Raw genomic sequence first — 21,618 nt, forward strand, 5'->3', positions numbered from 1 at the left:
ACGCCTTATCCGGCCTACATAAGGACATTTTCATGACTGTTAACCTGAAAAATCGCAATTTTCTCAAACTGCTGGACTACACCCCGACGGAAATCCAGTACCTGATCGATCTGGCTATCGAGTTAAAAACGGCAAAAAAGGCCGGGCGTGAAAGACAGACGCTGGTGGGTAAAAATATCGCGCTGATCTTCGAAAAAACCTCAACCCGTACCCGCTGCGCCTTTGAAGTTGGCGCTTTCGATCAGGGCGCACAGGTAACCTACCTCGGTCCAAGCGGATCGCAGATCGGTCACAAAGAATCAATGAAAGATACCGCCCGCGTGCTAGGCCGCATGTACGACGGCATTGAGTACCGCGGATACGGTCAGGAGATTGTGGAAGAGCTGGGGCAGTTCGCCGGAGTTCCTGTTTGGAATGGACTGACAAATGAATTTCACCCCACCCAGATCCTCGCGGATCTGATGACCATGCTGGAACACGCGCCGGGTAAAACCTTGCCGGAACTGAGTTTCGCTTATCTCGGTGACGCCCGCAATAACATGGGTAATTCGCTGATGGTTGGCGCAGCGAAAATGGGGATGGATATCCGTCTGGTCGCACCTAAATCCTTCTGGCCTGACGAGGCGCTGGTTGCCGAATGCCGTGAAATTGCCAGCGTGACTGGCGCACGCATTACGCTCACAGAGGATGTTGAAGAAGGCGTATACGACGTCGATTTCCTCTACACCGATGTCTGGGTCTCTATGGGCGAACCCAAAGAAGCCTGGGCAGAACGCGTAAGTCTGATGACGCCCTATCAAATTAACCAGCGGGTCATCAACGCAACCGGTAATCCCAATGTGAAATTTATGCACTGTCTACCCGCCTTCCATAACGAGCACACAAAGGTTGGACGTGAAATTGAAATGGCCTACGGCCTGAAAGGGCTTGAAGTCACTGAAGAGGTTTTTGAGTCAGCGCATTCCATCGTCTTCGACGAAGCAGAGAACCGGATGCATACCATTAAAGCGGTAATGGTAGCGACCCTCGGCGACTAACCCCAGCGGGCATATGTCGCCTGACGGCATATGCCCAAGCTATCCGGAGAACATCATGGGCAAATTCAAATTTCCCAGCGCATATACCATCCTGTTTATTCTCATTGCACTCGTCGCCGTTATGACCTGGATAGTCCCGGCAGGGAAATACCAGATGGCGATGAATGCCACTCTGGGCAAAGAAGTGCCGGTTGCCGGTACTTATGCCCCGACAGAGGCGCATCCGCAAGGTTTTACCGCTGTACTGCTGGCGCCGATTGACGGTCTTTACAACCACGAAACCTATACCGCAGGCGCCATTGATGTGGCGTTGTTTGTCCTGATTATTGGTGGGTTTCTCGGCGTGGTAAACAAAACAGGCGCCATCGACGCAGGTATCGAGCGCGTGACGGTCAGGCTGAACGGTAAAGAGGAGTGGATGATCCCCATTCTGATGGGACTGTTCGCCGCCGGAGGTACGATTTACGGGATGGCGGAGGAGTCACTCCCTTTCTACACATTGCTGGTTCCGGTAATGATGGCCGCACGCTTTGATCCGTTGGTGGCCGCCGCCACCGTTCTGCTCGGCGCGGGCATTGGCACACTCGGCTCGACAATCAACCCTTTCGCAACGGTTATCGCGGCTAACGCCGCCGGGATCCCCTTCACCCAGGGCATGCTGATGCGTATTCTGCTGCTGGTCGTCGGCTATGTTATCTGCGTGGTCTGGGTCATGCGCTATGCACGGAAAGTTCGCAGCCATCCTGAACTTTCCATCGTGGCAGATAAAATGGAAGAAAACCGCGTCCATTTTCTCGGTAGTCGCGCCAATACCAATCTTGAATTCACAGCAACGCGTAAATGCATCCTGTTCATTTTCGCCGCTGCCTTTGCGGTCATGATTTATGGGGTGGCGGTGCTCGGTTGGTGGATGGCGGAAATTTCCGGGGTTTTTCTGGCATCTGCGATTATCGTCGGCGTTATCGCCCGTATGAGTGAGGAGGAATTTACTGGCACATTCATTGACGGGGCACGTGACCTGCTTGGCGTCGCGCTAATTATCGGTATTGCACGCGGCATCGTGGTGGTGATGGATAACGGCATGATCACCCATACTATTCTGCACAGCGCGGAAAGTATCGTCTCCGGACTTTCCACCACCATTTTTATCAATGTGACCTACTGGCTGGAAGTTTTGCTCTCCTTCCTGGTCCCTTCCTCTTCAGGCCTGGCGGTCCTCACCATGCCCATTATGGCCCCGCTGGCCGACTTCGCGCATGTCCCCAGGGATCTGGTCGTCACCGCGTATCAATCCGCTTCCGGCATTGTGAATCTGATTACGCCCACCTCAGCAGTTGTGATGGGCGGGTTGGCCATCGCCCGCGTTCCTTACGTGCGATACCTGAAATGGGTCGCCCCGCTGCTGCTCATTTTGACGTTACTGAACATGGCCGTCCTGAGTATCGGCGCGATGTTGTAGCCCTTTTAGCCGTCGGACCCCGACGGCTTTTTTGAACGTGCTCTCGTTTTTCTGCACAACCGCCCGTTTGAGCCGTTATTGATACTGCAAATGTGGTGAATTTCGCCATCACATTGATACAAGTGATAAATTTAGGGTGTATTTATGAAGGAATTCGATGATTACTCGACCAAAGAGCAGAAACAACTGGCGATTTGTCAGCGCCTGATTACTGAAAAAAGCTACCAGTCCCAGGAAGCGCTTCGCCGCGATCTCCAGCACCATGGTTTTACCGGAATTAGCCAGTCAACGGTATCCCGCCTGCTGAAACTGCTCGGGGCGATAAAAATAAGAAATACAAAAGGGCAAAAAATTTATTCTGTAAATCCGCAATCACGCCCCGCTCCTGATGCAGCCCGATCGATTGCTGAAATGGTGGTCAGCGTGGAACACAATAGCGAGTTTATCCTCATTCACACTGCCGCAGGCTATGGCCGTGCCGTTGCCAGAATCCTCGATTACCACGCGTTACCAGAGATTCTGGGTGTCATCGCTGGCAGCAGTATTGTCTGGGTTGCGCCGCGCGTCGTGCAGCGAACGGGGCTGGTGCACAAGCAGATTAACTATCTATTTAAAATGAATTAAAATTCATAAGAACCGTTTGCGGTGAATAAATTGTGCATTTTCCGCTTGATCCCATAACGGAGCTGAGTATAATCGCGGACAATTTGCCGGGAGGATGTATGGTTCAGTGTGTACGACATTTTGTCTTACCGCGTCTGAAAAAGGACGCTGGCCTGCCGTTTTTCTTTCCGTTGATCATCCATTCCAAGCCCCTCAATTGAGGGGCTTTTTTTTTGCCCAGACGTCAGGAGATAAACATGGCTAACCCGCTCTATCAAAAACACATCATTTCCATAAATGACCTCAGCCGCGATGACCTCAATCTGGTTCTCGCGACAGCGGCGAAACTGAAAGCCAACCCACAGCCGGAGCTGCTAAAGCATAAGGTAATTGCCAGCTGCTTCTTTGAGGCGTCAACCCGCACCCGTTTATCCTTTGAAACCTCGATGCACCGCCTGGGCGCCAGCGTGGTGGGTTTCTCTGACAGCAGCAACACCTCTCTGGGCAAAAAAGGCGAAACCCTGGCCGACACCATTTCCGTCATCAGCACCTATGTCGACGCCATCGTCATGCGTCATCCGCAGGAAGGCGCCGCGCGTCTGGCTACGGAGTTCTCCGGTAACGTTCCGGTACTAAACGCAGGCGACGGCTCCAACCAACATCCCACCCAAACGCTGCTGGATCTGTTTACCATTCAGGAAACTCAGGGCCGCCTGGACAATCTGCACATCGCCATGGTGGGTGACCTGAAATATGGCCGTACCGTCCATTCCCTGACCCAGGCGCTGGCGAAGTTCGAAGGTAACCGTTTCTACTTCATCGCCCCGGACGCGCTGGCCATGCCGCAATACATTCTGGATATGTTGAACGAAAAAGGTATCGCCTGGAGCCTGCACGGCACCATCGAAGAGGTGATGGCGGAGGTCGATATTCTCTACATGACCCGCGTGCAAAAAGAGCGTCTGGACCCGTCCGAATACGCCAACGTGAAAGCACAGTTTGTCCTGCGCGCCAGCGATTTGAACGGCGCCAGAGCGAACATGAAGGTGCTGCATCCGCTGCCGCGCATCGATGAGATCACCACCGACGTCGATAAGACGCCGCACGCCTGGTATTTCCAGCAGGCTGGCAACGGCATCTTCGCCCGTCAGGCGTTACTGGCACTGGTACTGAATAGCGAACTGGCACTGTAAGGGAGAAAAAGAGATGACACACGATAACAAACTGCAGGTTGAAGCCATCAAACGTGGCACCGTGATTGACCATATTCCCGCACAGGTTGGTTTTAAGCTGCTGACGCTGTTTAAACTGACGGAAACCGACCAACGTATCACCATCGGTCTGAACCTGCCGTCTGGTGAGATGGGCCGTAAGGACCTGATTAAAATCGAAAACACGTTCCTGACCGATGAGCAGGTAAACCAGCTCTCCCTGTACGCCCCGCAGGCAACGGTAAACCGCATTGACGATTACGACGTGGTGGGTAAATCACGTCCGAGCCTGCCTGAGCGTATCGACAATGTACTGGTTTGCCCGAACAGCAACTGTATCAGTCATGCTGAGCCGGTTTCCTCCAGTTTTGCAGTGAAAAAGCGTGCCGATGACATCGCACTCAAATGCAAATACTGTGAAAAAGAGTTTTCGCATTATGTGGTGCTGGCCAACTAATTGGGGTTGGTTATGAGATCCCGGCTCCCTATAATGGCCGGGAACATTCTATTACCGCTGTAATTCAGGAGAAATCATGAGCAAGACTATCGCGACGGAAAATGCACCAGCAGCAATCGGCCCATACGTTCAGGGCGTTGACCTGGGTAGCATGGTAATCACTTCCGGTCAGATCCCGGTCGATCCGAAAACCGGTGCCGTAGCGGAAGACGTGTCCGCTCAGGCGCGTCAGTCGCTGGAAAACGTAAAAGCTATCGTTGAAGCAGCAGGCCTGAAAGTGGGCGACATCGTAAAAACGACCGTTTTCGTTAAAGACCTGAACGATTTCGCAACCGTCAACGCCACCTACGAAGCGTTCTTCACTGAGCACAACGCGACTTTCCCGGCGCGTTCTTGCGTGGAAGTTGCTCGTCTGCCGAAAGACGTGAAAATCGAGATTGAAGCGATCGCCGTTCGTCGCTAAGTTTCCTTGTGCCGGATGGCGGTTTCGCCTTATCCGGCCGACGGAAGCGTAATTTGCAGGCCCGGTAAGCGCGAGCGCCACCGGGCATTTATCACAGCACACCAAACAGTTTCGGCAGGAACAGCGAAATCGCCGGAATGTACGTTACCAACATCAGCACCAGGAACAGGACGAGGTAGAACGGCAGCATCGCCTTCACCACTTGTTCAATCTTCTGCTTACTCACCGCGCTGGCAACAAACAGCACCGACCCTACCGGCGGCGTAATCAACCCGATCCCCAGGTTCACCAACATGATCATGCCGAAATGAACCGGATCAATACCGAGCGCGTTGGTCACCGGCAGCAGAACCGGTGTCAGGATCAGGATCAGCGGCGCCATATCCATCAGCGTACCAATCAGCAGCAGCATAATGTTAATGCACATCAGGATGACGTATTTGTTATCCGAGATACTGGTGAAGGCTTCGGTGATACGCATCGGCAACTGCATGTAGGTCATGACAGCGCCAAACGCGGCAGCAAAACCAATCAGGATCATCACGATGGTGACGGTTTTCACCGTGCGGAACATCAGCTTCGGCAGCTCAGACCATTTATAATCGCGATAGATAAACATGGTGACGAAGAAGGCCCACAGGCAGGCAATCGCCGCAGACTCCGTCGCAGTAAAGATACCTGACAGGATACCGCCCATGATGATCACAACGGTCATCAGGCCCCACAGCGTATCAACGAAAATCTTCAGCGCCTGGCGAAATGGTACACGCTCGCCTTTTGGATAGCCGCGTTTATGGGCAAACGCCACGCACATCACCATCAGGCTCAAGCTTAACAGCAGGCCCGGCAGGATCCCGGCGATAAATAGCGCGGCAATCGACACCGTCCCACCCGTTGCCAGCGAGTAGATAACCGAGTTATGGCTGGGCGGCGTAAGGATTGCCTGCACCGAACCGCTGGCGGTCACCGCCGCGGCAAAGTCGCGAGGGTAACCTTTTTTATCCATCTCCGGGATCATCACCGAACCGATAGACGCGGTGTCTGCCACGGACGATCCGGAAATGGCGCCAAAAAAGGTCGATGCCACGATGTTGACCAGTGACAAACCTCCGCGAATAAAACCAACAAAAATGTAGGCAAAATTCACTAACCGACGCGCAATTCCGCCTTCGGCCATGATCGCACCGGCCAGAATAAAGAACGGGATCGCCAGCAAAGAAAACTTGTTCACGCCGCTGGTCAGTTGGATCATTACCGCTTCCAGTGGGATATCAATGTACCAGGCACCAATGATGGCGCTAATCCCTACCGCGTACGCTACCGGTACCCCAATCGCCAGCATGATGCCAAGCGTAAAGACGAGAATAAATGCATCCATCTGCTTTCCTTAATGAAATGGGGGCGGTAATTAGCTGGTCGATCCCAGCATGACAACGGGACGCTGGTACTGCGGGCCACGGCAGATCTTCTCAACAATAAAGAGCAGCGTGATAGCAGAGCCAATTGGCAGCGGAAGATAGTTTTGCCCAGCGCTTAAAATCGGGAATTCCGCAACGGGTTGATCCCACAGCTCAAGACAGAGATTGGTTCCGTACCAGAGGATAAACAGGCTTATCGCCGCCAGCATGATATCCGCGACAATAAAGCAAGAACGACGGGCGCTTTCGCCCAGACGGTCAGTGACCATACTCACTGCGATATGTGAGCCTGCGCGATAACTAACCGCAGCACCAATAAAGGTGAATGTCACCATGCAGAGAATAGCAACGGGTTCAGGCCATGACAGGGCATTGTTCAGGACATAACGTGCGAATATCCCAATCGGTATAATGGCAACCATCACCAATAATGCCACACCGGCAATCCACATTGAGACCCGATAAAGAAAATCCATTACCGATGAATAGCATTCACCCATAATCATCACCTCGAATTAATCAAATGATTCAGGCGGATATCATCCGCCCGATGAACTACTGCACATCCTGAATACGTTTGATCAAATCCTGGTGGTCTTTACCGTAATTATCCCGCACTGACTGCGTGGCTTTATAGAAATAGTCCGTATCAATATCGTGGAACTGAACGCCGTTGGCTTTCATGGTCTCCAGTGATTTCGCATTATAATCCTGCCAAAGTTTTCGCTGCTCTACCTGTGCTTCTTTAGCGAGTTTAATAATGAGATCCTGATCTTCTTTTTTCAACTTATCCCATTTGGCTTTCGAGAACAGAAAAAGCTCAGGAATAATAAAGTGTCTGCTCCAGGTATAGTTTTTCACGACCGGCAAATAGTTATGCGCAACAAACGTTGGCGGGTTATTTTCCGTGCCATCAATAACGCCGGTCTGCATGCCGCTAAAGACTTCGCTGACGCCCATGACAACGGAGTTAGCGCCCATCGCTTTCAGGGTATCCAGCGCTATCGGACTTCCTTGCACGCGGATTTTCATACCGTGTAAATCTTCCGGTTTCACCACCGGATTTTTAGTGATCAGGTTACGCGTCCCCGCATCCATCCAGCCCAAAAACACCAGCCGTGATTTGTTACTTGCCGTCATACGGTCGCCAATTTCCTGGCCGATCATGCCGTCGAGAACCTTATGCAGATGGTCTTCATCACGGAAAATATACGGCAGGGTAAAGACGTTAATTTCAGGGAGGATAGCAGCGACAGGTGTCATCGAGACGCGAATAATATCGATAGCGCCTAATTGCGCCTGTTCAATCATCTGTTTTTCATCGCCTAACACACCACCTGGAAATGTTTTAATTTCCAGACGACCATCGGTCGCCGCGCTGAGCTTTTCCCCCATGTGTTTCACTGCCACCACGTTCGGGTAATCAGCCGGATGCACGTCTGCGGCGCGGAAGGTTTGTGCCAACGTTGAATGGCTGGCCAGTAATACCGATGCGCCAATACACAGACTTATCAGGTTTTTTGTCAGTTTCATTTGTCCTTCTCCAGAAGTTCATAATATCCATTAACAGGAATAGCTTGCAGAGCAAATGACTGCCGGAATTAAAAATGGGCAGCGAGAACCTTTCTTAACGACGTTACCGGTGCAGACTAACTGGTGTAACAATTTATTTCGATGACTGTCTTCACAAAAAAAAACTAAGCTCTATAATTTTTAGCACGCTGTTTCATTTTTGCAACGCAGATCGTTTTCCTGATAAAAAAGCAACGCAAAGGACGCGGTTTTAGGCTAATTAGCCGCGTTAGTATTTCAATAAAAATAAAACAGCAATATTACGGAGGAATATCTTCGAATGAAGAAGAGAAATGCAGGATGGTGTTAACACCATCCTGTTGAGACGCGTAGCAGTTATTGCCAGCCGTAACGACGGCTATAAAAACCTTTCACAAGCTGGGTTAATGTCATGTAACCCGCCAGAATCGCAATCAGCCACGGGAAGTAGCTCAGCGGCAGTGCCTGCAATTGCAGGTAGCTGGCCAGCGGCGAGAACGGTAACGCAATGCCCACCACCATCACGACCAGCGTCATCAGCATCAACGGCCATGCGGCGCGGCTCTGGATGAACGGTACGCGGCGGGTACGGATCATATGCACAATCAGCGTTTGCGACAGCAGACCGACCACGAACCAGCCTGACTGGAACAACGTCTGATGCTCTGGCGTATTGGCATGGAAAACGAACCACATCAGGCAAAATGTCAGAATGTCGAAGATAGAGCTGATCGGTCCAAAGAAGATCATAAAGCGTCCCAGCTCGGCAGGGTTCCAGCGCTGCGGCTTTTTAATCTGCTCTTCATCAACGTTATCAAACGGGATCGCTACCTGGGATACATCGTACAGCAGGTTCTGAATCAGTAAGTGCAGCGGCAACATCGGCAGGAACGGCAGAAATGCGCTCGCCACCAGCACGCTAAACACGTTACCAAAGTTGGAGCTGGCCGTCATTTTGATGTACTTCAGCATGTTCGAAAAAGTACGACGCCCTTCGATCACCCCCTCTTCCAGCACCATCAGGCTCTTTTCCAGCAGGATGATGTCTGCCGCTTCACGCGCAATATCAACCGCACCATCAACGGAAATACCAATGTCCGCCGCGCGCAACGCTGGGGCATCGTTGATACCATCGCCCATAAAGCCGACCACATGGCCTTCGCGCTTGAGCAGCGTGACAATGCGCTCTTTGTGCATTGGCGTCAGGCGGGCAAACAGCGTGGTGCGCTGAGCCAGTTTTGCCAGCTCATCATCGCTTAACCCTTCAATGCTGCTGCCGATAACCACATCACCAGCATCCAGACCCACTTCATGACACACTTTCGCCGCCACCAGCTCGCTATCGCCAGTGAGGATTTTCACCGTAATACCGCTGGCTTTCAGGGCTTTCAGCGCCGGGGCGGTCGTTTCTTTCGGTGGATCGAGGAAGGCGATATAGCCTTCGAGGATCAAGTCTGACTCATCAATACGTTGGTAATCGCCCTCACGCGCTGGCAGGTATTTCGTCGCCACCGCCACCACGCGCAACCCCTGGCGGTTCAGCGTATCGGTAACGCGTTTCACCCGGCGCAGCATGTTCTCATCCAGCGGGACAATTTCCCCGTTATGACGCACCTGGGTGCAAACGCTGAGGATCTCCTGCAACGCCCCTTTACAGACCAACTGATGCACATCGGTTTGTTCAGCGACCACCACCGACATACGGCGGCGTTCGAAATCAAACGGGATTTCATCAATTTTCTGCCAGCGGGTGGAGAGCTGACGGGCAGATTCTTCATCCACACCTTCGAGAACCGCCGTATCCAGCAGATTCTTCAGCCCGGTCTGGTAATGGCTGTTTAGCCACGCGGAATACAGGACATGTTCGCTGGGCTTACCGGAGATATCGGTATGATTTTCCAGCACTATTTTATCCTGAGTCAGGGTACCGGTTTTATCGGTGCACAGAATATCCATCGCGCCAAAGTTCTGGATAGCATCGAGGTGTTTGACGATGACCTTCTGTTTGGACAGCTTCACCGCCCCGCGCGCCAGCGTTGAGGTGACGATCATTGGCAGCATTTCCGGCGTCAGCCCCACCGCCACAGACAGCGCAAACAGCGCCGCTTCCCACCAGTCACCTTTGGTGTAGCCGTTGATGATGAGCACAATGGGCGCCATCACCAGCATAAAGCGAATCAGCAGCATGCTGACGCGGCTGATCCCTTTCTGGAAGGCATTCTGCTCACTTTCCTGCTCGCTGACGCGGCCTGCCAGTTGTCCAAACCAGGTGTTCGCCCCGGTGGCAATGACAATGGCCTGTGCCGTTCCGCTCACCACATTAGTGCCCATAAAACACAGGGTATCGCACTCCAGCGGGTTGCTTTGCTGCGGGTCACGGCTGGTCGCCACTTTCTCAACCGGCAAAGACTCACCGGTCAGCGAAGCCTGAGCCACGAACAGGTCACGAGCCTGTACCACACGCAGATCGGCTGGGATCATATCGCCTGCTGCCAGCTTAATAATATCGCCAGGAACCAGCTGGTCGATCGGCAGCTCAACCCAGCCGTTCTCCCCTTTTTCGTTGATGACACGCAGGACAGTTGCGGTATTGCTGACCATCGCTTTCAGCGCATCCGCCGCTTTGGTGGAACGCGCCTCCTGCACAAAATTCAGCAGCGTAGAGATACACACCATCAAGGCGATGACGCCCGCAGCAAACAGATCTTCGGTGGCATAAGAAATGCCGCCCAGAATAGTCAGCAGAATATTAAACGGGTTGCGGTAGCAGACCCACAGATGTACCCACCACGGCGACGGCTTTTGCGTCGGCAATTGGTTTTCGCCATGCTTTTCGCGGGCGCTCTCCACTTCTGCGGCATTCAATCCTTCCGGATGCGCATCAAACGTTTTCCACAGCGCCTCTTCATCCATCAGCGCCATCTTCAGGCAATGTTCACTGAGTGACGGTGGGATCGGCGTGCTGGCAACGGTCTGCGCATTAGGCAACGGATCGCGATGCACCAAACGATGCGGCAAATGGCGGTTAAGCCGGGCAAACAGCTGGCGGGTAATATTTTTGAACATAGGCAGTCCCTCTGCACCAGTATAAGCGGGCGCAGTAAATCCTTCAGGCGTGGCAAAGCCTTGCCTGGTGGCAATTTTAAAATCACAACAGGGACGTCAGAACGTCACTGTCTTACAGCTCCGGTAAGACAGTGAAAACAGGCTTACCGGAGAAGGGGGGTTCTCCATTTCGGGAGAGGGGTGGGATCGGGATCCATATAGCCTCCGGTAAGTGAATGATAAGCGCTGCGGATTATACGCAGAAAACCATAAGGTTTGTGACAATTATGGCGGTATGATACAGCATGGAAACTAAACCAAACGTATACACATCGCCTGAAGGGTGAACGGTTTAAAGCAGACTTTACCCATTGCACTCCACATGAGTAAAGTTACTCTCTTTGATATAACTGAAAAAGTGCGCAACGGGAAAACAGGATGCAAAATCGGCTGACTATTAAAGACATCGCCCGCTTAAGCGGCGTGGGGAAATCAACGGTTTCCCGCGTGCTCAACAACGAAAGCGGCGTTAGCGAACGCACCCGTGAACGTGTTGAAGCAGTGATGAATCAGCACGGTTTTTCCCCTTCCCGCTCCGCACGTGCCATGCGTGGGCAAAGCGACAAAGTCGTGGCGATTATCGTCACTCGTCTGGACTCACTTTCAGAAAACCTCGCGGTGCAGACCATGCTGCCCGCCTTTTATGAACAGGGTTACGATCCGATCATGATGGAAAGCCAGTTCTCACCTGAACTGGTAGAAGAACATCTGGGAATGCTCAAACGTCGCAACATTGATGGCGTGGTGCTGTTTGGTTTTACCGGCGTAACGGAAACCATGCTCACCTCCTGGCAGGACTCGCTGGTGCTGCTGGCCAGGGATGCCAAAGGCTTTGCCTCCGTCTGTTATGACGACGAAGGCGCCATTCATACCCTGATGCAGCGTCTGTACGATCGTGAACATCGTCATATCAGTTTCCTTGGCGTCCCCCATAGCGACGTCACCACCGGTAAGCGCCGTCATGAGGCCTACCTGACCTTCTGCAAGAAACATAAGCTGCATCCTGTCGCTGCTCTGCCAGGTCTTGCCATGAAGCAGGGCTATGAGCATGCCGCCGATGTCATTACGCCGGAAACCACCGCGTTAGTCTGTGCAACGGACACGCTTGCCCTTGGCGTCAGCAAATATCTGCAGGAACAGCGAATCGACAACCTGCAACTGGCGAGCGTCGGTAATACGCCGCTGATGAAATTCCTCCATCCGGAGATCATCACCGTCGATCCCGGCTACGCTGAAGCCGGACGGCAAGCGGCGTTACAGCTGATCGAACAGATCAACGGCCGCAGCGAACTGCGGCAAATCGTCATTCCCGCCACCCTCTCCTGATCGCTTTCTGAGCACTAATTTGTGATCTTCGCTGCGTTTCGGGAACGTTCCCATTTTTAAATATTCACCGAAGATATACTCTGGCACCAACAACGAGACAGCTGCCGGATGACGTCGCGAAAGCGTCTAATCCGACCTACGGGGAACACACGTCATCATGAGCAAAGTAAAACAAGCGGATATCGACCGACTGATAGAGCTGGTTGGCGGGCGCGACAATATCGCCACGGTGAGTCACTGCATTACGCGCCTGCGTTTTGTGTTGAATCACCCCGCGAATGCCAGACCGAAAGAGATCGAACAGCTACCGATGGTCAAAGGCTGCTTCACCAACGCCGGGCAATTCCAGGTGGTGATTGGCACCGAGGTGGGCGATTACTACAAGGCGCTGTTGGCGACCACCGGACAAGCCAGTGCCGACAAAGAGCAGGCAAAGAAAGCGGCACGGCAGAACATGAAGTGGCACGAGCAGCTGATTTCCCACTTCGCGGAGATCTTCTTCCCGCTGCTCCCAGCGTTGATAAGCGGTGGTTTGATCTTAGGTTTTCGTAACGTCATCGGCGATGTGCCGATGAGCAACGGGCAGACGCTGGCGCAGATGCATCCCTCGCTGAAAACGCTCTACGACTTCTTGTGGCTGATTGGCGAAGCGATCTTCTTCTATCTGCCGGTGGGGATTTGTTGGTCGGCGGTGAAGAAAATGGGCGGTACGCCGATCCTCGGCATCGTGCTGGGCATCACGCTGGTTTCTCCGCAACTGATGAACGCCTATTTACTCGGCCAGCAGGTACCGGAAGTGTGGAACTTCGGCCTGTTCAGTATCGAGAAAGTGGGCTACCAGGCGCAGGTTATTCCGGCGCTGCTGGCGGGCCTGGCGCTCGGCTTTATTGAAACGCGGATGAAACGCATCGTCCCGGATTATCTGTACCTGGTCATCGTCCCGGTATGTTCGCTGATCCTCGCCGTGTTCCTCGCCCATGCCTTTATCGGTCCATTTGGCCGCATGATCGGCGACGGTGTGGCGTTTGCCGTCCGCCATCTGCTGACCGGCAGCTTTGCCCCGATTGGCGCAGCATTGTTCGGCTTCCTGTATGCCCCGCTGGTGATCACCGGTGTACATCAGACCACGCTGGCTATCGATATGCAGATGATCCAGAGCATGGGCGGCACACCGGTATGGCCACTGATTGCGCTGTCTAACATCGCTCAGGCCTCCGCAGTGGTCGGCATCATTATCTCCAGCCGTAAACACAACGAGCGTGAAATCTCCGTTCCCGCCGCGATCTCCGCCTATCTGGGGGTAACTGAACCCGCGATGTACGGCATCAACCTGAAATATCGCTTCCCGATGCTGTGCGCGATGATTGGTTCGGGCCTTGCCGGGCTGTTGTGCGGCCTGAACGGTGTGATGGCAAACGGCATTGGCGTCGGCGGCTTGCCAGGCATCCTCTCCATCCAGCCAACGTACTGGCAGGTATTTGGTCTGGCGATGGTGATTTCAATTGTTATCCCGATGGTACTGACCTCGTTCATCTACCAGCGTAAATACCGTCAGGGCACCTTACAGATTGTCTGACTTTTCTTCGGGGCGCAGTTGCGCCCCATCGTATCTCCAGGAAACAGCAATGAATATTCCACACTGGTGGCAAAACGGCGTTATCTATCAAATTTATCCCAAGAGTTTTCAGGACACCACCGGTAGCGGTACCGGTGATTTGCGCGGTGTAACACAGCGTCTCGACTACCTGCAAAAACTGGGGGTCGATGCTATCTGGCTGACGCCATTCTACATTTCACCGCAAGTTGATAACGGCTATGACGTCGCTAACTATATGTCCGTCGATCCGGCCTACGGTACGCTTGCAGACTTTGACGAACTGGTCGCGCAGGCGAAGGCACGTGGCATCCGCATTATTCTCGATATGGTGTTTAACCATACCTCAACCCAGCATGCCTGGTTTCGTGAAGCTCTGGATAAAAACAGCCCGTATCGTCAGTTTTATTTCTGGCGCGATGGCACGTCAGAGGCCAGCCCGAACAACTGGCGCTCCAAATTTGGCGGCAGCGCCTGGAGCTGGCACGCCGAAAGCGAGCAGTATTACCTGCACCTCTTTGCCCCAGAGCAGGCCGATCTGAACTGGGAAAACCCGGCGGTTCGCGCTGAACTGAAAAAAGTGTGCGAGTTCTGGGCCGATCGCGGCGTGGACGGTCTGCGTCTCGACGTGGTGAATCTTATCTCTAAAGATCAGGACTTCCCGAACGATCCAGACGGCGATGGACGCCGTTTTTATACCGACGGTCCACGCGCACATGAATTCTTGCGCGAGATGAACCGCGATGTCTTTACTCCACGCAATCTGATGACGGTGGGAGAAATGTCATCCACTACGCTGGAACATTGCCAGCAATACGCCGCCCAGGATGGTAGTGAGTTGTCGATGACCTTTAACTTCCACCATCTGAAAGTGGATTACCCCAATGGAGAGAAATGGACGTTAGCAAAACCCGACTATGTGGCGCTAAAAACCCTGTTCCGCCACTGGCAGCAAGGCATGCACAACGTCGCCTGGAACGCGCTGTTCTGGTGTAATCACGATCAGCCACGTATCGTTTCGCGCTTCGGCGATGAAGAGAAATACCGCGTTCCTGCCGCTAAAATGCTGGCCATGGTGCTGCACGGTATGCAGGGCACACCTTATATCTATCAAGGGGAAGAGATTGGCATGACCAACCCACACTTCCGCCAGATAACCGATTATCGCGACGTAGAAAGCCATAACATGTTCGCTGAGCTGAATGCGCAGGGACGCGATGCCGACGAATTACTGGCGATCCTCGCCAGCAAATCCCGTGATAACAGCCGCACACCGATGCAATGGGATGCCAGCAAACACGCAGGCTTCACGCAGGGTGAGCCATGGATCAATCTGTGCGACAACGCAGCGGATATCAATGTCGCAGCGGCGCTGAATGATGACGACTCGGTGTTCTATACCTATCAGAAGCTGATTGCATTGCGTAAAGCGGAGCCGATTCTCACCTGGGGTGATTACCAGGATCTGCTACCTGACAGCCCGCACATGTGGTGTTATCAGCGCGAGTGGCAAGGGCAACGGCTTCTGGTCATTGCCAACCTGAGCGACACCTTCCAGCCCTGGCAACCCGCTGACACCCAGGGAAACTGGCAGGTGATGATGCACAACTATGCCGAGGTCGCCAGTCAGCCAGGCGATATGACATTACGTCCTTTTGAAGCCATCTGGTGGCTGCAAAAATAGCTTGCAATTGGCTTTGAGCCCGGTACGTATGGCGCGACCGGGCTTCACCGAAGATGTCTGCCTTACCTTCCTGTTTTTGTTGAATAATTAATCAGATTTTTCTTGCCACAATTTACAATCGGCTACAGTGCCCGTCATCTGTACGCTCCAGTTTTTACTTTGCGCTACATCAAATAAATCGTAAACATCCTTGATGCAAATCACTACATATAGAACTTAAAATGCACGCCGACCCAATATGTTGTATTAATCGACTACAATTGCTACAACGACATTTCCCCGGTTAGCGGTGGAATTGTGGATAAAGTGGGTCGGGATTGCGGGAAGTCATTGGCCTGATAGATGAATAGCCCCATGGCTGCTTCCCCAACCTCTGTGGATAACCTGTTCTTATAAATATGGAGTGATCATGACACCGCATGTGATGAAACGAGATGGCTGTAAAGTGCCGTTTAAATCAGAGCGCATCAAAGAAGCCATTCTGCGTGCAGCTAAAGCAGCGGGAGTCGATGACGCAGATTACTGTGCCACCGTCGCAGAAGTCGTTAGCAGTCAGATGAATGAGCGCAGCCAGGTCGATATCAATGAGATCCAGACCGCGGTAGAAAACCAACTGATGTCTGGTCCGTACAAACAACTCGCCCGTGCGTACATCGAATATCGCCACGACCGTGATATACAGCGTGAAAAACGTGGCCGTCTGAACCAGGAAATTCGTGGTCTGGTTGAGCAAACCAACTCTGCTCTGCTGAATGAAAATGCCAACAAAGACAGCAAAGTGATCCCGACCCAGCGTGACCTGCTGGCGGGTATCGTCGCCAAACATTATGCGCGCCAGCACCTGCTGCCGCGTGATGTCGTCCAGGCACATGAGCGTGGTGATATTCACTATCACGACCTCGACTATTCTCCGTTCTTCCCGATGTTTAACTGCATGCTGATCGACCTGAAAGGTATGCTGACACAGGGCTTTAAGATGGGTAACGCGGAGATTGAGCCGCCAAAATCCATCTCGACCGCGACCGCCGTCACTGCACAAATCATTGCGCAGGTTGCCAGCCATATTTATGGCGGCACCACCATCAACCGTATTGATGAAGTCCTCGCGCCATTCGTGACCGAGAGCTTTAATAAACACCGTAAAACCGCTGAAGAATGGCAGATCCCGGACGCTGACGGTTATGCACATTCCCGTACCGAGAAAGAGTGCTATGACGCATTCCAGTCCCTTGAGTATGAAGTGAATACCCTGCATACCGCTAATGGTCAGACACCATTCGTCACCTTTGGTTTTGGCCTGGGAACCAGCTGGGAATCCCGTTTGATCCAGCAATCCATTCTGCGTAACCGCATCGCGGGACTGGGTAAAAACCGTAAAACGGCCGTCTTCCCGAAACTGGTGTTTGCGATTCGTGACGGTCTGAACCATAAGTTTGGCGATCCGAACTATGACATCAAGCAGCTGGCGCTGGAGTGCGCAAGCAAGCGTATGTACCCGGATATCCTGAACTACGATCAGGTAGTGAAAGTCACCGGTTCGTTCAAAACCCCAATGGGCTGCCGTAGCTTCCTCGGTGTATGGGAAAACGAGAACGGCGAACAGGTTCACGACGGACGTAACAACCTTGGCGTTATTAGCCTGAACCTGCCACGCATCGCGCTGGAAGCCCATGGTGACGAAGCCACCTTCTGGAAACTGCTCGACGACCGTCTGATTCTGGCACGTAAAGCGCTGATGACCCGTATCGCACGTCTGGAAGGTGTGAAAGCACGCGTTGCGCCAATCCTGTATATGGAAGGTGCCTGCGGTGTTCGCCTGAAAGCGGACGATGATGTGTCTGAAATCTTTAAAAACGGTCGCGCATCGATTTCTCTGGGTTACATCGGCATTCACGAAACCATCAACGCGCTGTTTGGTGATAAGCACCTGTACGACAGCGAAGAGCTGCGCGCCAAAGGTATCGCCATTGTCGAACGTCTGCGTCAGGCTGTTGATCAGTGGAAAGACGAGACCGGCTACGGTTTCAGCCTGTACAGCACACCCAGTGAAAACCTGTGTGACCGTTTCTGCCGTCTCGATACCGCCGAATTTGGTGTGGTGCCAGGCGTAACCGACAAAGGCTACTACACCAACAGCTTCCACCTTGATGTAGAGAAGAAGGTAAACCCGTACGACAAAATCGATTTCGAAGCGCCGTACCCGCCGCTGGCAAGCGGAGGCTTCATTTGCTACGGCGAGTACCCGAATATTCAGCACAACCTGAAAGCGCTGGAAGACGTGTGGGATTACAGCTACCAGCACGTGCCGTATTACGGGACCAACACGCCAATCGATGAGTGCTACGAATGTGGCTTTACCGGTGAGTTCGAATGCACCAGCAAAGGCTTCACCTGCCCGAAATGTGGTAACCACGACGCCGCACGCGTATCGGTAACCCGTCGCGTATGCGGTTATTTAGGTAGCCCGGACGCTCGTCCGTTTAACGCCGGTAAGCAGGAAGAAGTGAAGCGCCGCGTTAAGCATTTAGGTAATGGGCAGATAGGTTAATTTCGACAGTATTATTGCCCGGCAATGCGATGCTTTTCGGGCCATTTTTTCCGCAACGCAATTCACGTCATAGCAAGGCAGCAAATGAGTGGGTCCCGGGGAGCTTACATAAGTAAGTGACTCGGGCACACGAATGCAGCTAACGCAGCTATGGCGCGAATTGATAAGCGGATGAGAAGCAAAAATGAGGTTTCATCAATATTACCCCGTCGATATCGTTAACGGCCCCGGCACCCGCTGCACCCTGTTTGTCTCCGGGTGCGTACACGAATGTCCCGGCTGCTATAACAAAAGCACATGGCGGTTAAACTCCGGTCTGCCATTTACCAAAGAGATGGAAGACAAGATCGTTGCCGATCTTAACGACACGCGTATTCACCGTCAGGGGATCTCGCTGTCCGGCGGCGATCCGCTGCATCCGCAAAACGTGCCGGATATCCTGCAACTGGTACAGCGTATTCGCGCTGAATGTCCGGGGAAAGACATCTGGGTGTGGACCGGTTACAAGCTCGATGAACTCAACGCCGCGCAAATGCAGGTAGTGGATCTCATCAACGTGCTGGTCGATGGCAAATTTGTGCAGGATCTTAAAGACCCGGCGCTGATCTGGCGCGGTAGCAGCAACCAGGTTGTACATCATTTGCGTTAATCGCTAAAGCCGTTTGTTTGCATCGTGATAAACGGCTGAATGTTCTCGCTTACCGACCGCGACAACAAACACGACCACAACCTCATCCCGAACCTGGTACACCAGACGATACCCGGACGACTTAAGCTTAATTTTATAGCAGTCAGGAAGACCATTTAAACGGGCAGAGTCAATTCTGGGGTTCAACAACACGTCGGCCAACTTCTTCTTAAACTGAGCCTTCACCGTATCACCCAGTTTATGCCACTCTTTTAAGGCTCTCGGGTCGAATTCCAGTTCATAAGTCATCCAGACTAACCTTGATTCCCTTTTGCGGGCTGGCCAGCCTCTCCCGGACTGTCTGAATCAGTGCATCTTCACTGTCGCTAACGGTAACGGTTTTCACTGGCATTCGCCCCGTTTCCGCGACGTACTGAAACAGTAATCGCACGGCTTCCGTTGGCGTAATGTTCAGTTTTTCCAGCACGGCATAAGCCTCATTTTTGAGTTTTTCATCCAGACGGACGTTCAGCGTGGCCATTATGCCTCCAGTAGAATCGAATGTGTAATGCAGTTTAGCATTACATTCACATTACATCGAATTCTGGAAAACGCCTCTCAAAAACGGCTCACACACTCCATGGCAACCGTTTTGAACTCGGCAAAATTCTGACACGCGCAGAGCCGCGTCATGGCGCGTTCACGCAGGAAGGTGACAAAGATATCGTAGATGGCCATCGCTTCTTCGTATTCGCTTTTACTAATGGCGAGCAAGAAAATCACGTGTGCCGTTTCATCGCCCCAGGCAATACCCTGCGGGGCGAGGATGGTGTAGACCACCGTTTTCTTTGCCAGCAAGCCGAGCGCATGCGGCAGGGCAATGCTGTCACCCAACATGGTGCTAACAATGGCCTCACGTTCCACAACCGAATCAAGAAACTCCGCGTCGACAAAACCTTCATCCTGCAACTGGTGGCATAACGTTTTGAACAGCGTTTGCTGATCCATGGTGCCGTCGATAACAAGAAAGTGGGCAGCGTCGAAAAACTTGTTCAGCATCCACGGACGGGTTCGGTCCACCAGCACCAGTTTGCCGATCTGCTCCAGTTGATAGTCAGTAGGAAACGGCGCAATCATCACTACGGGCTTGTCTTTTTCACCGATCCGCGCGGTAGAAATAACGAAGTCTTCGCTGATGCTGTCCCGCTGTTCGTAGTCGCGTAGCGTCACGGTGCCCACAATATCAATCTGCGGATATTTTCGCGCCAGCACCGCTTCAATCATCCGCACCATCGCATTTCCCGCATCACAGACCAACAGCACACGCGGTTGACGCTGGTAACCGATGTTGTAACTACGTTCCAGCCCAACGCCAATATGCAGAACCAGAAAGCCGATCTCATTTTCACTGATGGTATACGGCGTGTATTTCCCCCAACCTGACACGGCGGCCAGCGTCATATCCCATGCCATCGGGTAGTGCTGTTTAATATTTTCCAGCAACGGATTAGGGATCATGATCTGGTAGCGAACCCGGGTGATCATCGTCTTAATATGTGTCAGCAGATCGGCATGCAACTGCTGGTCATTCAGCAGGTTGTAGTTGTACTGGGTGTTAATAAAACGCAGGATGTAATTGACCAGCGCTTCGTCATCATCGGCATTGATGGCGCTGGGCGCAATCTCCTGTACCTGACGGGCGGCAATGTGTACCTGAAGCCAGTTTTCTTCATACACGGAAAGCGGCTTGTCTGCCAGTTGGTGCAAAATCCCCGCAATCTCTCTTGCCGCCAGGCACACCGCCTGTTCAGTTTCTTCAGCGGCAAACTCAGGCAGTGGATACCCTTCGCTAATCCGCCGGATAGCCACCGCACAGTACAAGCGCAGAAACAGCTCGCCCTCATCGGTCAGACGAATATGAAAACGAGCAAAAATATCCTGTAAAACCGGCTGTAGTTGCTCAGGTATCCCGGCATTAAGCGCCTCTTGCGTCACTAACGGATGCTGCGGGTCCTGCTGCGCCAGTGTCCATAGCAGATCGGTCAAACAGGCGCGGATCGCCATCTCGCTGCCGAACAGCTTCATGCCGTGACGGGGACGCGTTTCCAGCGTCAGATGATAACGTTGCAGGTGTTCACGGACTTCGGCCATATCATTTTGCAGCGTCGCACGACTGATAAACCATTCATCAGCTAAATCTTCAAGCTTCAGCGAAAAGGCCGACGTCAGAAAACGCACCACCAGCCAGTGTATCCGTTCCTGGCTGGTCCGCGGGATACGCAGCAACGTATTGGGCTGCTGCGTTTGCAGGGTGTGAAAGCTTGCCGGGTCGTCAATTTTAAGCTGGTAACCGCTGCCCCTGCTGAGAACAAACTGGGCACCATACTGAGTAAGCAGCGTGTTTAGCGCCGTAATATCCGCACGTACGGTGCGTGTAGAAACCGACAACCGCTGCGCCAGCTCATCCTGCGGGAGCGCCTCGTTTTGCAGCATGTCAAACAGCTGTGCTAAACGTTGGTTGGGGAATCGCACGT

Annotated in this window: 19 protein-coding genes and 1 pseudogene; 12 read left to right on the forward strand and 8 right to left on the reverse strand. The window is 52.8% G+C overall.

The annotated features are described in order from the left end of the window. Nucleotides 1-32 precede the first annotated feature (32 nt). From argF to RYZ59_RS14645, 3 genes are all read left to right on the forward strand, one after another. Nucleotides 33-1,037 (forward strand): ornithine carbamoyltransferase, encoded by a 1,005-nt coding sequence (argF, locus tag RYZ59_RS14635; RefSeq protein ID WP_318049001.1) that lies wholly within the window; start codon nucleotides 33-35, stop codon nucleotides 1,035-1,037. A 55-nt stretch (nucleotides 1,038-1,092) separates the two neighbouring features. Further along, nucleotides 1,093-2,496 (forward strand): YfcC family protein, encoded by a 1,404-nt coding sequence (locus RYZ59_RS14640; protein ID WP_318049003.1) that lies wholly within the window; start codon nucleotides 1,093-1,095, stop codon nucleotides 2,494-2,496. Nucleotides 2,497-2,640: 144 nt separating this feature from the next. Next, nucleotides 2,641-3,120, forward strand: a complete 480-nt coding sequence (locus RYZ59_RS14645) for an arginine repressor (protein WP_202039762.1) — start codon at nucleotides 2,641-2,643, stop codon at nucleotides 3,118-3,120. On the opposite strand, the gene RYZ59_RS14650 is transcribed toward RYZ59_RS14645, so the two are convergent. Then, on the reverse strand, nucleotides 3,117-3,239 hold the full coding sequence (locus RYZ59_RS14650; protein WP_085951582.1) for a hypothetical protein: 123 nt from the start codon (nucleotides 3,237-3,239) through the stop codon (nucleotides 3,117-3,119). The genes RYZ59_RS14645 and RYZ59_RS14650 overlap by 4 nt on opposite strands. Between RYZ59_RS14650 and pyrL the strand changes: the two are divergent. From pyrL to ridA, 4 genes and pseudogenes are all read left to right on the forward strand, one after another. After that, a pseudogene (pyrL, locus tag RYZ59_RS14655) lies at nucleotides 3,219-3,354 on the forward strand (pyr operon leader peptide). The gene RYZ59_RS14650 and the pseudogene pyrL sit on opposite strands and share 21 nt — an antisense overlap. A 2-nt stretch (nucleotides 3,355-3,356) precedes the next feature. Further along, nucleotides 3,357-4,292 carry an aspartate carbamoyltransferase gene (pyrB, locus tag RYZ59_RS14660; protein ID WP_003025818.1) on the forward strand — a complete coding sequence of 312 codons (936 nt, stop codon included), beginning with the start codon at nucleotides 3,357-3,359 and terminating at the stop codon, nucleotides 4,290-4,292. Nucleotides 4,293-4,305: 13 nt separating this feature from the next. Further along, nucleotides 4,306-4,767 carry an aspartate carbamoyltransferase regulatory subunit gene (gene pyrI / locus RYZ59_RS14665; RefSeq protein WP_003025816.1) on the forward strand — a complete coding sequence of 154 codons (462 nt, stop codon included), beginning with the start codon at nucleotides 4,306-4,308 and terminating at the stop codon, nucleotides 4,765-4,767. Between the two features lie 76 nt (nucleotides 4,768-4,843). Continuing rightward, the gene (ridA, locus tag RYZ59_RS14670; protein WP_000047544.1) at nucleotides 4,844-5,230 is read left to right on the forward strand and encodes a 2-iminobutanoate/2-iminopropanoate deaminase; all 387 of its coding nucleotides are present in this window, start codon (nucleotides 4,844-4,846) and stop codon (nucleotides 5,228-5,230) included. A 91-nt stretch (nucleotides 5,231-5,321) separates the two neighbouring features. Here the strand turns inward: ridA and RYZ59_RS14675 are convergent, their stop codons facing one another. The 4 genes from RYZ59_RS14675 to mgtA all read right to left on the reverse strand — a co-directional run bounded on the left by RYZ59_RS14675 (nucleotide 5,322) and on the right by mgtA (nucleotide 11,265). Further along, nucleotides 5,322-6,608 carry a TRAP transporter large permease gene (locus RYZ59_RS14675; RefSeq protein ID WP_202039765.1) on the reverse strand — a complete coding sequence of 429 codons (1,287 nt, stop codon included), beginning with the start codon at nucleotides 6,606-6,608 and terminating at the stop codon, nucleotides 5,322-5,324. Nucleotides 6,609-6,638: 30 nt separating this feature from the next. After that, entirely contained in the window at nucleotides 6,639-7,148 is a 510-nt protein-coding gene (locus RYZ59_RS14680) for a TRAP transporter small permease (protein ID WP_318049011.1), read from the reverse strand. A 55-nt stretch (nucleotides 7,149-7,203) separates the two neighbouring features. Then, the gene (locus tag RYZ59_RS14685; protein ID WP_318049013.1) at nucleotides 7,204-8,181 is read right to left on the reverse strand and encodes a TRAP transporter substrate-binding protein; all 978 of its coding nucleotides are present in this window, start codon (nucleotides 8,179-8,181) and stop codon (nucleotides 7,204-7,206) included. Nucleotides 8,182-8,556: 375 nt separating this feature from the next. After that, a complete protein-coding gene (mgtA, locus tag RYZ59_RS14690; protein WP_318049015.1) occupies nucleotides 8,557-11,265 on the reverse strand; it encodes a magnesium-translocating P-type ATPase in 2,709 nt (902 codons plus the stop codon). A gap of 417 nt (nucleotides 11,266-11,682) precedes the next feature. On the opposite strand from mgtA, the gene treR reads away from it, so the two are divergent. The 5 genes from treR (at nucleotide 11,683) to nrdG (ending at nucleotide 19,105) form a co-directional block, all read left to right on the forward strand. Continuing rightward, complete coding sequence (gene treR, locus RYZ59_RS14695; RefSeq protein ID WP_137383943.1) at nucleotides 11,683-12,630, forward strand: trehalose operon repressor TreR; 948 nt, start codon at nucleotides 11,683-11,685, stop codon at nucleotides 12,628-12,630. 157 nt (nucleotides 12,631-12,787) lie between these two features. Next, complete coding sequence (gene treB / locus RYZ59_RS14700) at nucleotides 12,788-14,206, forward strand: PTS trehalose transporter subunit IIBC (protein ID WP_318049017.1); 1,419 nt, start codon at nucleotides 12,788-12,790, stop codon at nucleotides 14,204-14,206. Nucleotides 14,207-14,255: 49 nt separating this feature from the next. Then, the gene (gene treC / locus RYZ59_RS14705) at nucleotides 14,256-15,908 is read left to right on the forward strand and encodes an alpha,alpha-phosphotrehalase (protein ID WP_318049019.1); all 1,653 of its coding nucleotides are present in this window, start codon (nucleotides 14,256-14,258) and stop codon (nucleotides 15,906-15,908) included. A 409-nt stretch (nucleotides 15,909-16,317) separates the two neighbouring features. Then, a complete protein-coding gene (gene nrdD / locus RYZ59_RS14710; protein ID WP_137383946.1) occupies nucleotides 16,318-18,456 on the forward strand; it encodes an anaerobic ribonucleoside-triphosphate reductase in 2,139 nt (712 codons plus the stop codon). A 184-nt stretch (nucleotides 18,457-18,640) separates the two neighbouring features. Next, a complete protein-coding gene (nrdG, locus tag RYZ59_RS14715; RefSeq protein ID WP_318049021.1) occupies nucleotides 18,641-19,105 on the forward strand; it encodes an anaerobic ribonucleoside-triphosphate reductase-activating protein in 465 nt (154 codons plus the stop codon). A 3-nt stretch (nucleotides 19,106-19,108) separates the two neighbouring features. On the opposite strand, the gene RYZ59_RS14720 is transcribed toward nrdG, so the two are convergent. The 3 genes from RYZ59_RS14720 to RYZ59_RS14730 all read right to left on the reverse strand — a co-directional run bounded on the left by RYZ59_RS14720 (nucleotide 19,109) and on the right by RYZ59_RS14730 (nucleotide 21,616). Continuing rightward, nucleotides 19,109-19,393: a type II toxin-antitoxin system RelE family toxin gene (locus RYZ59_RS14720; RefSeq protein ID WP_149281801.1), complete on the reverse strand. Its 285-nt coding sequence runs from the start codon at nucleotides 19,391-19,393 to the stop codon at nucleotides 19,109-19,111. After that, a complete protein-coding gene (locus tag RYZ59_RS14725; RefSeq protein WP_137383949.1) occupies nucleotides 19,383-19,625 on the reverse strand; it encodes a type II toxin-antitoxin system RelB/DinJ family antitoxin in 243 nt (80 codons plus the stop codon). Before RYZ59_RS14725 ends, RYZ59_RS14720 begins: the two co-directional genes overlap by 11 nt. Before the next feature lie 77 nt (nucleotides 19,626-19,702). Then, complete coding sequence (locus RYZ59_RS14730; protein ID WP_318049026.1) at nucleotides 19,703-21,616, reverse strand: BglG family transcription antiterminator; 1,914 nt, start codon at nucleotides 21,614-21,616, stop codon at nucleotides 19,703-19,705. Nucleotides 21,617-21,618 lie beyond the last annotated feature (2 nt).

The sequence above is a fragment of the Citrobacter sp. HN-141 genome, assembly GCF_033341895.1.
Lineage (GTDB): Bacteria > Pseudomonadota > Gammaproteobacteria > Enterobacterales > Enterobacteriaceae > Citrobacter.